The organism is Nonomuraea sp. JJY05 (assembly GCF_043496855.1).
GTDB lineage: Bacteria > Actinomycetota > Actinomycetes > Streptosporangiales > Streptosporangiaceae > Nonomuraea.
Genome location: NZ_JBIEIS010000025.1, coordinates 130,801 through 143,461, shown reverse-complemented (window position 1 = coordinate 143,461; position 12,661 = coordinate 130,801). Strand labels below are relative to the sequence as shown.

At 71.4% G+C, this 12,661-nt stretch carries 8 protein-coding genes; 5 read left to right on the top strand and 3 right to left on the bottom strand.

Annotated features, from left to right (window positions below; translation table 11 throughout):
• Positions 1-13 precede the first annotated feature (13 nt).
• Positions 14-745, top strand: a complete 732-nt coding sequence (locus tag ACFKCF_RS34900) for a carbon-nitrogen hydrolase family protein (protein ID WP_394499542.1) — start codon at positions 14-16, stop codon at positions 743-745.
• Between the two features lie 12 nt (positions 746-757).
• Here the strand turns inward: ACFKCF_RS34900 and ACFKCF_RS34895 are convergent, their stop codons facing one another.
• Together ACFKCF_RS34895 and ACFKCF_RS34890 are read right to left on the bottom strand one after the other, a co-directional pair.
• Positions 758-1,030 (bottom strand): hypothetical protein, encoded by a 273-nt coding sequence (locus ACFKCF_RS34895; protein WP_394499541.1) that lies wholly within the window; start codon positions 1,028-1,030, stop codon positions 758-760.
• A gap of 117 nt (positions 1,031-1,147) precedes the next feature.
• On the bottom strand, positions 1,148-4,861 hold the full coding sequence (locus ACFKCF_RS34890; protein ID WP_394499540.1) for a S8 family peptidase: 3,714 nt from the start codon (positions 4,859-4,861) through the stop codon (positions 1,148-1,150).
• A gap of 471 nt (positions 4,862-5,332) precedes the next feature.
• Between ACFKCF_RS34890 and ACFKCF_RS34885 the strand changes: the two genes are divergently transcribed.
• A complete protein-coding gene (locus tag ACFKCF_RS34885) occupies positions 5,333-8,320 on the top strand; it encodes an alpha-mannosidase (RefSeq protein WP_394499539.1) in 2,988 nt (995 codons plus the stop codon).
• On the opposite strand, the gene ACFKCF_RS34880 is transcribed toward ACFKCF_RS34885, so the two are convergent.
• The gene (locus tag ACFKCF_RS34880) at positions 8,317-9,489 is read right to left on the bottom strand and encodes an ROK family transcriptional regulator (RefSeq protein ID WP_394499538.1); all 1,173 of its coding nucleotides are present in this window, start codon (positions 9,487-9,489) and stop codon (positions 8,317-8,319) included. The genes ACFKCF_RS34885 and ACFKCF_RS34880 overlap by 4 nt on opposite strands.
• 87 nt (positions 9,490-9,576) lie before the next feature.
• On the opposite strand from ACFKCF_RS34880, the gene ACFKCF_RS34875 reads away from it, so the two are divergent.
• Genes ACFKCF_RS34875 through ACFKCF_RS34865 form a run of 3 tightly spaced genes read left to right on the top strand, consistent with a single transcriptional unit; the run spans position 9,577 to position 12,658 of the window.
• Positions 9,577-10,929, top strand: coding sequence for an extracellular solute-binding protein (locus ACFKCF_RS34875; RefSeq protein WP_394499537.1), 1,353 nt, complete (start codon positions 9,577-9,579; stop codon positions 10,927-10,929).
• Positions 10,926-11,840 carry a carbohydrate ABC transporter permease gene (locus tag ACFKCF_RS34870; RefSeq protein WP_394499536.1) on the top strand — a complete coding sequence of 305 codons (915 nt, stop codon included), beginning with the start codon at positions 10,926-10,928 and terminating at the stop codon, positions 11,838-11,840. Before ACFKCF_RS34875 ends, ACFKCF_RS34870 begins: the two co-directional genes overlap by 4 nt.
• Entirely contained in the window at positions 11,837-12,658 is an 822-nt protein-coding gene (locus tag ACFKCF_RS34865) for a carbohydrate ABC transporter permease (RefSeq protein WP_394499535.1), read from the top strand. The genes ACFKCF_RS34870 and ACFKCF_RS34865 overlap by 4 nt, the downstream gene beginning before the upstream one ends.
• The last annotated feature ends 3 nt before the right edge of the window (positions 12,659-12,661 follow it).

Genomic DNA, 12,661 nt, shown 5'->3' with positions numbered 1-12,661 from the left:
TCACAGTGGAGGGGTGAAGATCCTCCTGGTTCAGCCCCCTCACTGGTCTCCCGACGGCCACGCCAACTTCGACGCGATCGAGGAGCTCGTCTCCGCGCGCTCGGGAGACGTGGTGCTCCTGCCCGAGCTGGCGGGCGCCGGCCTGGCCCGCGCCGAGTACCTGGCCAGGGTGCGCGCCCTGGCCAAGGGGACAGGGATGGCGGTGGTCGGCGGGTCGCACTACGACGGCCCGGTCAACCGGGGCGCCGTGTTCGACGCCGGGGGCGAGCTGCTGATGGAGTACGACAAGGTCCACCCCTACGGCGTCGAGCTGCGCTCGGGGGTCGTCCCCGGGCTCCCGAGCGCGGGCTTCGAGTTACACGGCCGCCGCCTGCACGTCCTGCTCTGCGCCGACCTGTGGTACTCGGCCAGCCTGGCCGGGCGCGACGGCCTCGACGCGGTGCTGGTGCCGGCCTTCTCGGTCACCCGCTGGGAGGGCCCCGCACCGGCGCGCGAGCTGTGGCAGCACATGACCGTGGCGCGGGCGTACGAGTTCATGACGTACGTGGCGGTCAGCGACTGGCACCACGAGACCACCTATCACGGGCATCCCTGCGCGGGGGTCGCCGGGTTCGCCAACCCCTGCCCGCAGACCCGGGCCGGCTTCTTCACCGGCACCGGCGACGCCCCCGTCTCGGCCCACGACCTGGACTTCGACCGCCTGGACGCCTTCCGGCGCGACCGCGCGGACCGCGGCTTCCGGTAGGGCGCGGCAGCCTCAGCCGCGTCCCGGGGAGGGCGTGAGGGCGTCGGCGACCTGGCGGGTGACGCGGCGGCCGATGAGGGCCAGGAGCTTGCGCGGGCGGCGGGGCATGAGGTGGGCCATCCCCAGGCTGCCGCGGCCGGGCACCACGTACCCGCGGTCGCGGTCGAAGGCGCGCAGGGCCGTGGTGACGACCAGCTCGGGGGTGGCGAGCTTGGCGCCGATGGCCGCCTGCCTGGTGCCGATCCTGTCGAAGAACGGGGTCTCGACCGGCCCCGGCGGCGACATCGTCTGGGCCCGGCAGGTCTATCTCGCGCTGCTGGGGGAGGCCGCGCACGGCTCTCCCCCAGGCTCCGATCCCGACGCGCTGGCCACGAGGGTGATCGGCACCCTCCTGCACGGCGTTCAGCGCACCGCGTAGGCGCGGATCACCTCCTGCGACAGGGTGTTGCCGTTGACGTCGGAGGCCTTCAGCCGCAGCGAGACGAAGCCGGACGGCGACCTGCCGAGCGTCGTCTCGTAGGCCCGCTCGCCCTTGTCACGCAGGCGGGCCGGCTTCCAGGTGGCGCCGTCGTCGTACGACACCTCCAGCGAGACGTCCTTGACCGCGCTCTGCGGCGCGCCCTCCTGGTGGTAGAGCGACAGGCCGAGCCGGTGCGACCTGGCCTGGTTCTTCAGGTCCACGGGCGCGTCGAACGAGGCCAGCAGCAGCGGGACCACCGTCGTCTGCGTGGTGTGCTCCGAGCCGAACGTCCACACCGCCCTCGTACGGGTGGACAGCTTCGCCCACTCGGCCTCGTTGGCGAGGTCGTACTCGATCCGGTACGTGGCCTGCTCCGGCGGGAGCAGGCCCGACCCCGCGGGCAGGTAGTTCGTCTGCAGCAGCAGCTTGTCGCCCTGGTAGAGCCGGAAGTCGCTCTTCAGGCCGTGCTCGAACATGCTGGTGTAGCCGTCGCCGTAGTTGCGGTCGGCGTCCACGAAGCCCTGCATCGAGATGCGCAGCCGGTCGCCGTCGCGGCGCAGCGGGTTGCGCGGGTTGATGCCGGGCATCAGCGGCTGCTTGAACAGCGTCCGGCCGACCCGCTCCCCCACCTCGTAGGGGCGGAACTCCGGCGACGACATCAGGATGCGCGGCGTGTCCGGGTGCGGCCACATGTTGTTGTAGGAGCGCTCCGGGCTGCCCGCCGACGAGCTCCACCTCAGCTCGGGGTCGGGGGTGACGTAGTCGGTGCGGGTGCGCGGCGTCTTGGCCAGGGGCAGGTTCGTGGAGATGGACGAGGTGTCCCACGGCTCGAAGACGAACCTGGCCTCGTTCATCGTCACGTCGTCGGCCAGCTGGCTGTGGTAGCCGGTCTCGATCCTGGCCAGCGACCTCGACCTGACCACGTACGTGAGCGAGTCGCGCACCCGGCCCTTCTCGCGCAGGTAGAGGTCGTAGACGTACGGGCTGGCGACGATGCCCTTGGCCAGGATCGGCACGGGCAGGTGGCGCAGCCGCGCGACCAGCTTCAGCCCCTCCTCGTGCGTCAGGCGCACGGTCGGGACGGCGAGCTTGACCCTGTTGTTGCCGGTGCCGTCCGGGGAAGTGACGTCTGCGCCCGGCTGGTCGCTGTAGACGGCGACCATCTTCGCCCCGGCGGCCGCGGCGGCGTTGGACTGGGCGGAGACGGGCACGCCGTCCGTGCGGCGGATGACGGCGAGCTTGCCGCGCAGGTCGCGGGCCTTGATCTCCTCGGCGCTGCCCCGTCCCGCGTCCACGGCCATGAGCAGCCGGGTGCCGTCCAGGCGCGGGTACTCGGTGGAGAAGTCGCTGAACTGGACCGGGTCGACGTACTGCGGCTCGAGGTCCAGGCCGGGCGTGGACAGCTCGATCTCGGGGGCCGCCAGCCGCCAGCGGGTGGCGACGGTGAAGGTGCCCTTGGTGACCTTCCTCGTGGGCTGGACGAACAGCCGCTCCTCGATCTGCCCGCCGGGCGAGATCGTGGTGCCGCCGCGCAGCGCGGTGCCCTGCTCGCTGGAGCGGTACCACATGAGGGCCCCGGCGGCGCCGGTGTTCCGCTTGGTCCGGTGGTCGGGCGTCTCGATCTTCACCTCGACCGCCTTGCGGGCGTCCAGCACGACCTCGGTGTTCTCCGTGATCTTCATTTCGGGGTCGCCGAGCAGGCTCTCGTTGAGCGGCTTGCCGCCGGTGGTGCTGCCCTGCGTGGCGGGCATGGTGAAGATGTGGCCGAGCACGGAGTAGGTGCCGGGCTTGACGAGCAGGCAGGTGCCGCTGCCGTACTTCTGGTCGGTGCAGGGCTGGGCCGGGTCGCCGGGGAGCAGGCGGCCGACCAGGGTGCCCTCGTCCAGGTTGAGGACGGTGAAGCCGCCGCGGCCGGGGCGGCCGTCGCGGGCGATGCCTCGTACGCGCAGCTCGACCCGCTTCTCGTCGATGCTCGCGGTCAGCAGCGTGCGGACCGGGCTGCCGCCCGCGACGGCGGCCGTCAGCTCCTGTCGCACCAGCCCGCTCTCGGCCGCCTTGGCCGTGACCTGCACCTCGGCCGTCCCGCCGGCCGGCACGGTGAGCTTCGACGGCTCGACGGTGAACGCGTCGCCGGCCGACAGGGCCAGCTCGGCGGGCGCCTGGCCGAGGTTGTGGTAGCCCACGGTGAGGCTCTTCCGCTCGCCGGTGGTGAGCTTGCCGAAGCTCGCCGAGCCCGTCGAGGCCACGACCGAGCCCTTGAGCGCGGCGGCCACGTCGATGCGGCCCGCGCCCTGCGCGTCCACGGGGATGTCCTGGCCGGGCCTGGCGCCGGCCATGAGCAGCGACTTCAGCTCGTTGCCGGCGATCCCCGGGCGCGCCTGGCGCAGCAGCGCCGCCGCGCCCGCGACGTGCGGGGTCGCCATCGAGGTGCCGGACAGCGTGAGGCTCCCGCCGCCCGCCTTGGCGGCGGTGATGTCCACGCCGGGGGCGGTGACGTCGGGCTTGACCGACAGGTCGGCCGTGATCGGACCCCTGCTGGAGAACGGCGCCAGCGCGTCCCGCTTGTCCACCGCGCCGACGGTCAGCGCCTCCGGGGCGTCGCCCGGGGCGCCCACGCACCCGTCGCAGCCGTCGTTGCCGGCGGCCACCACGAACAGCGTGCCGTACTGCTTGCTGAGCTGGGTCACCGCCGAGGTGAGCGGGCCGCCGGGCTCGCGGCTGCCCAGGCTCATGTTGACGACCTCGGCGTGCTTCTCGCCGGCCGCCCACTCCATGCCGTCGATGATCCACGACAGCCGGCCGTAGCCGTCGGCGTCCAGCACGCGGCCGTTGAGCAGCCGCGCGCCGGGCGCCACGCCCTTGCCGACGCCGCCCGCGCCCGTGCCCGCGATGGTGCTGGCCACGTGGGTGCCGTGCCCGTGGGGGTCGCCGGTGACGCTCTGGCCGGTGAAGTCGCGCTGGTCCGCGACCTTGCCCGCGAGGTCGGCGTGCGCGGCGTCCACGCCGGTGTCGAGGACGGCCACGGTCGTGCCGGTGCCGTCGTACCCGGCCGCCCACGCCTCGGGGGCGCCGATCTGCGGCACGCTCTGCTCCAGGTCCGGCTTCACCTTGCGGTCGAGCCAGATCTTCCGCACGCCCGCCAGCGGGCCCGCCGCCCTCAGGCTCGGGGTGGCCAGCTTGGCCAGCTCGGCCCCGAACGCCGCGGCGTCCCGGGTGGCCACCGACACGCCGGCGCCGCCGATGCTCTCCAGCGTGCGGGTCTGCTTGACGGCGGGGAGGGCGGCCTTGGTGGCGTTGCCCTCGTAGGTGAGGATGAGCGGGATGGCGCCTGCCGCGTAGCCCTGCTCGGCCAGCTCGCTCACGTTGAACAGCGCGGTGTCGAGCCGGTCGGGGACCAGGGCGGCGACGTCGTCGGGGATGACGGTCACGCCGGTGTCCGTCTCCAGCACCTGGAACGTCGGCACGGAGCCGTCCGCCCGCGGCGCGGGGGTGACCGTCACCGCGCGGTGCTCGCCGTCCACGGCCCGCACCTGCACCTGGTCACCCGTGATCAGCGTGATCTCGCCGACCGGGGCGCTGGTGAACGCCATCGGCGCGCCGGCCGCCTCGGTGCCGGCGTGCGCCGCGCCGGGTGCCGAGAATAACGATGCGACCATGACCATGGAGGCGGCCGCAACCCGCCATCGCCCCATGGACGACCTCCAGACAAATCGGTAAGCACGAATACCGAATTACTAGTCATCCGGATGGGCGTTGTCTATGAGGTTGGTGTGGCCAGATCCCGACTTGTCGGGAACCCGCCACCGCCCTCCGGGGCCGCAGTGCCCTGCCCCCCAAGGACCTCAGCCGAAGTACGGTCCGCACTTCGGCTGGGGTCCTATAGGGAGGGATGGGGAAGCCCGGCCGCGCCGCAGCGTCGCGCCGCCGCCCGGAGGAACCCCGGCGGAAGTGCGGCCCCCACTTCGGCCGGGGTCCTTGGGGGATGGGAAGCCCGGCCGACCCGCCCGCCTTCGTCGAAGGGCTCCGGCCCTTGCTGAGGTGATCCGGTTCGTGCATTGCCGGGCCCGATCAAGTTGCTTAACGTGCTAAAGGCTGATCTGTCGCCTTTCCGTGGGGAGCCGCCTGACATGCATGATGACCGCAACCTGGTCGAGGCCCGCCTGCAGCGGGTGCTGGACGAGCGCATCCGCCCGGCCGTGTACCCCGAGTCCGTCCCGCTGGAGGTGGCGGTCTGGCACGCGCCGGGCGAGCCCGTACCGGTCGCGGAGGGGCTGGCGGCGACGCCCGAGCCGATCGCGCCCGGCGCCGCGTGGGGCGCTCCGTGGGGCACGAGCTGGTTCACGGTCACCGGCACGGTGCCCGCCGAATGGGCGGGCAGGACCGTGGAGGCCATCCTCGACCTGGGCTTCAACGAGAACATGCCGGGATTCCAGAGCGAGGGCCTGGTCTACCGCCCCGACGGCTCCCCGGTGAAGGGCCTCAACCCCCGCAACCAGTGGGTACGCATCGGCTCCCCCGTCGAGGGCGGCGAGCGCGTACACCTGCACATCGAGGCCGCCTCCAACCCCGTCATCCTCGGCAACCCGCCCTTCCAGCCGACGCACCTGGGCGACAAGGAGACGGCCGGCGGCAACCCGCTGTACCGGCTGGCCCGCATGGACCTGGCCGTCTTCGACGAGACCGTGTGGCAGCTCGTGATGGACCTGGAGGTGCTGGGCGAGCTGATGCTGGAGCTGCCCGCCGACGGCACCCGCCGCTGGGAGCTGCTGCGGGCCCTGGAGCGGGCGCTGGACGCCGTCGATCTCCAGGACGTCAACGGCACGGCGGCCGCCGCCCGGGCCGAGCTGACCGGCGTGCTGTCGTCCCCCGCGGTGCCGTCGGCGCACCGGATCAGCGCCGTCGGCCACGCGCACATCGACTCGGCCTGGCTGTGGCCGCTGCGCGAGACCGTGCGCAAGGTGGCCCGCACCGCCGCGAACATGACCGCCCTGCTGGAGGACGAGCCGGACTTCGTGTTCGCGATGTCGCAGGCGCAGCAGTGGGCGTGGATCAAGGAGCACCGCCCCGAGGTGTGGGCGAAGGTGACCAAGGCGGTGGCCACGGGCCGGTTCGTCCCGGCGGGCGGCATGTGGGTGGAGTCCGACACGAACATGCCCGGCTCCGAGGCGATGGCCCGTCAGTTCGTGCACGGCAAGCGGTTCTTCATCGACGAGTTCGGCATCGACAACGAGGAGGTGTGGCTGCCGGACACGTTCGGGTTCGCGGCGGGGCTGCCGCAGATCATCAAGGCGGCCGGGTCGAAGCGGCTGCTCACGCAGAAGATCTCGTGGAGTCGGACGAACACCTTCCCGCACCACACGTTCCTGTGGGAGGGCATCGACGGGACGCGGATCTTCACGCACTTCCCGCCGGTGGACACCTACAACTGCTCGATGAGCGGCCGGCAGCTGGCGCACGCGGCCCGTAACTTCAAGGACAAGGGCGTCGCGCGGCACTCGCTCGCGCCTACGGGCTGGGGTGACGGGGGCGGCGGCACGACGCGCGAGATGGTCGCCAAGGCGGCCAGGGTGCGCGACCTGGAGGGCTCGCCCGCCGTCACGTGGGAGCCGCCCGCCGACTTCTTCGCCAAGGCCGAGGCCGAGTACCCCGACCCGCCGGTCTGGGTGGGCGAGCTCTACCTCGAACTGCACCGCGCCACGCTCACCAGCCAGGCCAAGACCAAGCAGGGCAACCGGCGCAGCGAGTCCCTGCTGAGGGAGGCCGAGCTGTGGGCGGCCACCGCGGCGGTGCGCACCGGGGCTTCGTACCCGTACGAGCGGCTCGACCGGATCTGGAAGACGGTGCTGCTGCACCAGTTCCACGACATCCTGCCGGGCTCGTCGATCGCGTGGGTGCACCGGGAGGCGCGCAGGACGTACGAGGCGGTGGCCGCCGAGCTGAACGAGATCATCGACACCGCGCAGCGCGCCCTGGCCGGCGACGGCGACCGCACGGTGGTCTTCAACGGCGCCCCGCACGCGCGCCACGGTGTCCCCGGAGGGGGCGCCCGCGCCGTCTCCGGCGTGCGGTGGACGGAGACGCGCGAGCGGGACGGCGGCGGCTTCGTCCTGGAGAACGACCTGCTCAGGGTGGAGATCGACGCCCGCGGCCTGCTCGTGTCCGCCTACGACTCGACCGCGGGCAGGGAGACGGTGCCGCCCGGCCAGGCGGCGAACCTCCTCCAGCTCCACCCCGACTTCCCCAACATGTGGGACGCCTGGGACGTGGACGAGTTCTACCGCAACACGGTCACCGACCTCGTGGACGCCGACGAGGTGAGCCTAGACGGCGACGGGGTCCGCGTCCGGCGCTCGTTCGGGTCGTCCACGGTGACGCAGGTGCTCACGCTGGCCGGCGGGCGGCTCGACATCCTGACCGAGGTCGACTGGCACGAGACGGAGAAGTTCCTCAAGCTGGCCTTCCCGCTGGACGTGCGCGCCGACCGGTACGCCTCCGAGAGCCAGTACGGCCACGCCTACCGCGCCACGCACACCAACACGAGCTGGGAGGCGGCCAAGTTCGAGGCGTGCAACCACCGTTTCGTGCACGTGGAGGAGCCGGGCTGGGGCGTCGCGCTGGTCAACGACTCGACGTACGGCCACGACGTCACCCGGGCCGTCCGCCCGGACGCGGGCACGACCACCACCGTGCGCGTCTCGCTGCTGCGGGCCCCGCGCTTCCCCGACCCGGAGACCGACCAGGGCGTGCACCGCTTCCGGCACGCGCTCGTGCCGGGGGCGACGATCGGCGACGCGGTGCGCGAGGGCTATTTCGTCAACCTGCCCGAGCGTCCGGTGTCCGGCGCCGCGGCGGAGGTGGAGCCGCTGGTCACGGTGGACGACGACGCCGTGGTGGTGACCGCCGTGAAGCTGGCCGACGACGGGAGCGGCGACGTGATCGTCCGCTTCCACGAGTCGAGGGGCGGCCGGGCCCGCGCCACGCTGACGCCGGGCTTCCCGGTCGCCGAGGTCGTCGCCACCGACCTGCTGGAGCGTCCCACGGGCGCCCCGGGGCAGGGGCTGTCGGTGTCGCTGCGCCCGTTCGAGCTGGTCACGCTCCGGCTGAAGCGTGCCTAGTCGCTGAGGAGAGCGCCCAGGCGGGGCGCGTACGTGGCGTGGAAGACCAGCGAGGCCGCGCCGATCGCGGCGGCGTCGGCCGCGATCGGCGAGGTCTCCACGCGGACGGCGTGCAGCCGCCTGGCCAGCGTCCTGGTCGACACAGCCCGCGCGATCACCTCGCGGTAGAGCTCCCCCACCTCCCTGAGCGCGGGCCCGCCGAGCACGAGCAGGTCGATGTCCAGCATGTTGACCACGCTCACGGCGGCGTCGGCCAGCCGCTCCGCCACCCGTTCGATCACCCGCCGCGCCTCGGGCTCCCCCTTGACGGCGGCCGCACAGACGGCCTTGTGCGAGACGCGCCCGCCCATGGCGGCCTCGATGGCGCCGGGGCAGCAGACCGCCTCCACGCAGCCCCGGTTGCCGCAGTAGCATTCGGGCCCGTCGGGCTCGACCGTGATGTGCCCGAACTCGGCCGCGTTCAGCGACCGCCCCCGATACACCTGGTTATCCAGAAATATCCCGCCACCGATGCCCGTCCCCAGGTACAGGTACACGAAGCTCGGCGTGGTCCGCGCGATCCCGGCCCACCGCTCCCCGATGGCCGCGGCGGTGGCGTCGTTGTCCACGGTCACCGGGAACCGCGTGTGCTCGTGCAGCAGCGCCTTGATCGGCACCTGGTCCCATTCGGGCAGCCTGGGCGGCGAGACCATCACGCCGTCCCCGTCCAGCGGCCCCGGGCAGGCCAGCCCCACCCCCAGCACCTTGCCGTCGGCCACCCCCGCCTCCCGCAGGATCCGCCGCGCGGCCCTGGCCATCTGCCGGATCACCGCCTCGGGCCGGAGGCCGCGCCGTACGGGCAGGCGCAGCCGCTCGACCGGCCGCCCGGCCAGATCGGCCAGCACGCACGAGATCTCCTCGGGGTCGAAGTGCACCCCGATCGCGTAGCCGGCGTCCGGGTCCACGCGCAGGATCGTGCGCGGTTTGCCCCCGCTCGACGGCACGGACCCGTCCTCGACGACGAGTCCCTCCTCCAGGAGCCTGCGCACGATCACCGACACGGTCTGCGCGGTCAGCCGGGTGCGGGCGGCGATCTGCACCCGGCTGATGCCGTCGGACGCCTGGATCGCCTCCAGGATCACGGCCCGGTTGTAGCTCCCCACCTTGGGCAGGTTCGTGCCCAGTCGCATGTGAGCCATGTCACCACAGAGTGTTGACTTAGTAAATCAAAAAGATTTACGTTCTCCGCAAACCCAAGGAAACACGGGGAGCGCGTGATGAAACGTACGCTGGCCGGTTCTCTCCTCCTTCTGACCGCCGTCGCCGGGTGCGGCGGCACCTCGCAGAACACCTCAGGCACCAAGGAACTCGAGGTCCTCTACAAGGTCGAGACGACGTGGCCGTACCTGGAGAAGATGCTCGGCGACGCGAAGAAGCAGTACGAGTCCGCCCACCCCGGCGTCACGATCAAGCTGACGGCGGTCCAGGGCAACAACGAGGCGTACTACACGAAGCTGGCGCTGCTCAACCGCTCCCCCGACTCGGCTCCGGACCTCTACTACCACGACACGTTCCAGGTCAACGCGGACGTCGCGGCCGGCAAGCTGGCCCCGCTCGACGACTACCTGGCCAAGTGGCCCGACTGGGGCACCCAGTTCCCCGACTCGGTCAAGCAGGCCGCCAAGGGCGGCGACGGCAAGATCTACGGCGTGCCGATCAGCACGGACACGCGCGGCCTCTGGTACCACAAGGACGTCTTCGCCAAGGCCGGCCTGCCGGTCCCGTGGGAGCCGAAGACCTGGAACGACGTGCTGACGGCGGCCCGCACGATCAAGCAGAAGCTGCCCGGCGTCGTCCCGTTCAGCATGTACGCCACCAAGATCCACGGCGAGGCGTCGACCATGCAGGGCTTCGAGATGCTCCTGTACGGCACGCCCGGCGGCACCCTCTACGACGACGCGCAGAAGAAGTGGGTGGCCGGCGGCAAGAACTTCACCGACGCCCTGACCTTCGTCAACACCGTTTTCCGGGAGGAACTGGGCCCGAAGCAGGCCGACGCCCACAACGCCAAGCTCGGCGACAAGGTGACCATGGAGTGGTTCCCCGAGGCCAAGCTCGGCATCTCGCTCGACGGGGCCTGGGCGAGCTCGGCCTGGAAGCCGACCGGCACCAAACCGTGGCCCGAGTGGACGCAGAAGATCGGCTGGACGCCCATGCCGACGCAGAACGGCCAGGCGCCGGGCGCGGTCAGCATGTCGGGCGGCTGGGTCATGGCGATGAGCGCGTACACCAAGCACAAGCAGGAGGCGTTCGACTTCATCACGACGGCCACGAACAAGGAGAACTCGATGGCGTACTCGGTCGGCACGGGCGACCTGGCCGCCCGCAAGGACGTGGCCGCCGACCCGAAGTACAGCGCCGACAACCCGAGCGTCAAGTTCTGGACCGACCTGGCCTCCGTCACCCACTACCGGCCCGCGTACGAGGTGTACCCGAAGGTGTCCACCCAGGTCCAGGAGGCCATGGAGGCGGTGGTGACCGGCTCGCAGACTCCTGAGGAGGCCAGCGCGAGCTACGCCAAGGCGCTCCCGGCCGCCGTCGGCGGACCCGACAAGGTCATGGCGCGATGACGGTCGTCACCGCCCCACCCCCGCCCGTGACGAGCCGCCCGGTACGCGGCTCATCACGGCGGGGCGCCATGCGCTGGCTCCTGCCCCTGGGCCCCGCCCTGGTCCTGCTCGCGCTCTTCCTGGCGGGGCCGATCCTGTGGAGCGTCTACATCGCCTTCACCAACGAGACGTTGACGGGCTCGGCCTCGGTTCACTCGCAGTTCGTCGGCCTGGCCAACTTCGTCAAGCTCTTCGGCGACCCCAACTTCCTGAACTCGTTCCTGCTGACATTCGTCTTCGTCATCGGCTCGGCGGTCATCGGCCAGAACACGCTGGGCCTGATCATCGCCCTCCTCCAGCGCGGCCGCGGCCGGGTGACCCGCAGCGTCGTCAACGGCGTGGTGATCGCCGCCTGGGTGGTGCCGGAGGTCGTGGCCGCGGCCTGCTGGTTCTCCTTCCTGGCCGAGGAGGGCACGCTCAACACGGTCCTGGGCATCTCCCAGGAGTGGCTCTACACGGCCCCGATGCTGGCGGTGATCCTGGCGAACATCTGGCGCGGCACGGCCTTCTCCATGCTCGTCTACTCGGCCGCGCTCTCGGAGGTGCCCGCCGACCTGGTGGAGGCCGCCGCCGTGGACGGGGCGGGCCCCGGCCGCCGGCTCCTGCACATCACGCTGCCGCTGATCCGCCGCTCCATCATGGCCAACCTCATGCTGATCACACTGCAGACCCTGGCCAGCTTCGGCCTCATCTACGCCCTGACGGGCGGCGGTCCGGGCACGGCCAGCCAGACGACGCCGCTGTACATGTACGAGCAGGCGTTCCGCTATTTCGAGATCGGCTACGGCTCGGCGATCGCGCTGGTCATGCTGGTGATCGGCGCGCTGTTCTCCCTGGTCTACCTGCGGCTGATCAAGGTGGAGGACGCATGACGAGGCTCGCCGCCCGCGCCGCCGCCCTGCTCTCCCTGGCGGTCATCACCCTGGCCTTCCTGGGCCCGTTCCTCTGGGTCCTGCTCGCCTCCGTCCAGTCCGAGGCGAGCCTGGCCGCCCAGCCGACGCTCTCCTTCTCCCTGGACAACTTCAGGGCCGTCCTGACCTGGGACACGATCATCCTGCCGCTGATCAACTCGATCGTCATCTCGGGCTCCACGGCGGTGCTGACGGTGCTGGTGGCGGGGCTGGCCGCCTACCCGCTGTCGCGCTACCAGCTCCGCTACCGCCGCCACTTCATGCTGAGCCTGCTGTTCACCACGGGCCTGCCGGTGACGGCGATCCTCGTGCCGGTCTACGCGATGTTCTTCCGCTTCAACCTGTACGGCTCCGTGCCGGCCATGGTGCTGTTCCTGACGGCGAGCTCATTGCCATTCTCGATCTGGATGATGAAGAACTTCATGGACGGCGTGCCGGTGAACCTGGAGGAGGCCGCCTGGGTGGACGGGGCCGGCTGGCTCCGCTCGCTGACGGCGGTGGTGGGCCCGCTGATGGCCCCGGGGATAGCCGTGGTGGCCATTTTCGTCTTCGTCGGCCAGTGGGGGAACTTCTTCGCCCCCTTCGTACTGCTCGACACCCCGGAGAAACAGCCGGCGGCGGTCACCGTCTACACGTTCTTCTCCCAGTACGGGCAGGTGGCCTATGGCCAGCTGGCCGCTTTCTCGATTCTCTACACGGCTCCGGCGGTGGTCCTTTACGTGGCCGTCAACAAATATCTGGCCAGTTCCTTCAGTTTCGCCGGCTCGGTGAAAGGTTGACGG

Excerpts from the sequence above, each read along its gene's own strand:
- ACFKCF_RS34890 (WP_394499540.1), bottom strand. The coding sequence starts at position 4,861 with ATGGTCGCATCGTTATTCTCGGCACCCGGCGCGGCGCACGCCGGCACC.
- ACFKCF_RS34870 (WP_394499536.1), top strand. The coding sequence starts at position 10,926 with ATGACGGTCGTCACCGCCCCACCCCCGCCCGTGACGAGCCGCCCGGTA.
- ACFKCF_RS34885 (WP_394499539.1), top strand. The coding sequence starts at position 5,333 with ATGCATGATGACCGCAACCTGGTCGAGGCCCGCCTGCAGCGGGTGCTG.
- ACFKCF_RS34865 (WP_394499535.1), top strand. The coding sequence starts at position 11,837 with ATGACGAGGCTCGCCGCCCGCGCCGCCGCCCTGCTCTCCCTGGCGGTC.
- ACFKCF_RS34880 (WP_394499538.1), bottom strand. The coding sequence starts at position 9,489 with ATGCGACTGGGCACGAACCTGCCCAAGGTGGGGAGCTACAACCGGGCC.
- ACFKCF_RS34875 (WP_394499537.1), top strand. The coding sequence starts at position 9,577 with ATGAAACGTACGCTGGCCGGTTCTCTCCTCCTTCTGACCGCCGTCGCC.
- ACFKCF_RS34895 (WP_394499541.1), bottom strand. The coding sequence starts at position 1,030 with ATGTCGCCGCCGGGGCCGGTCGAGACCCCGTTCTTCGACAGGATCGGC.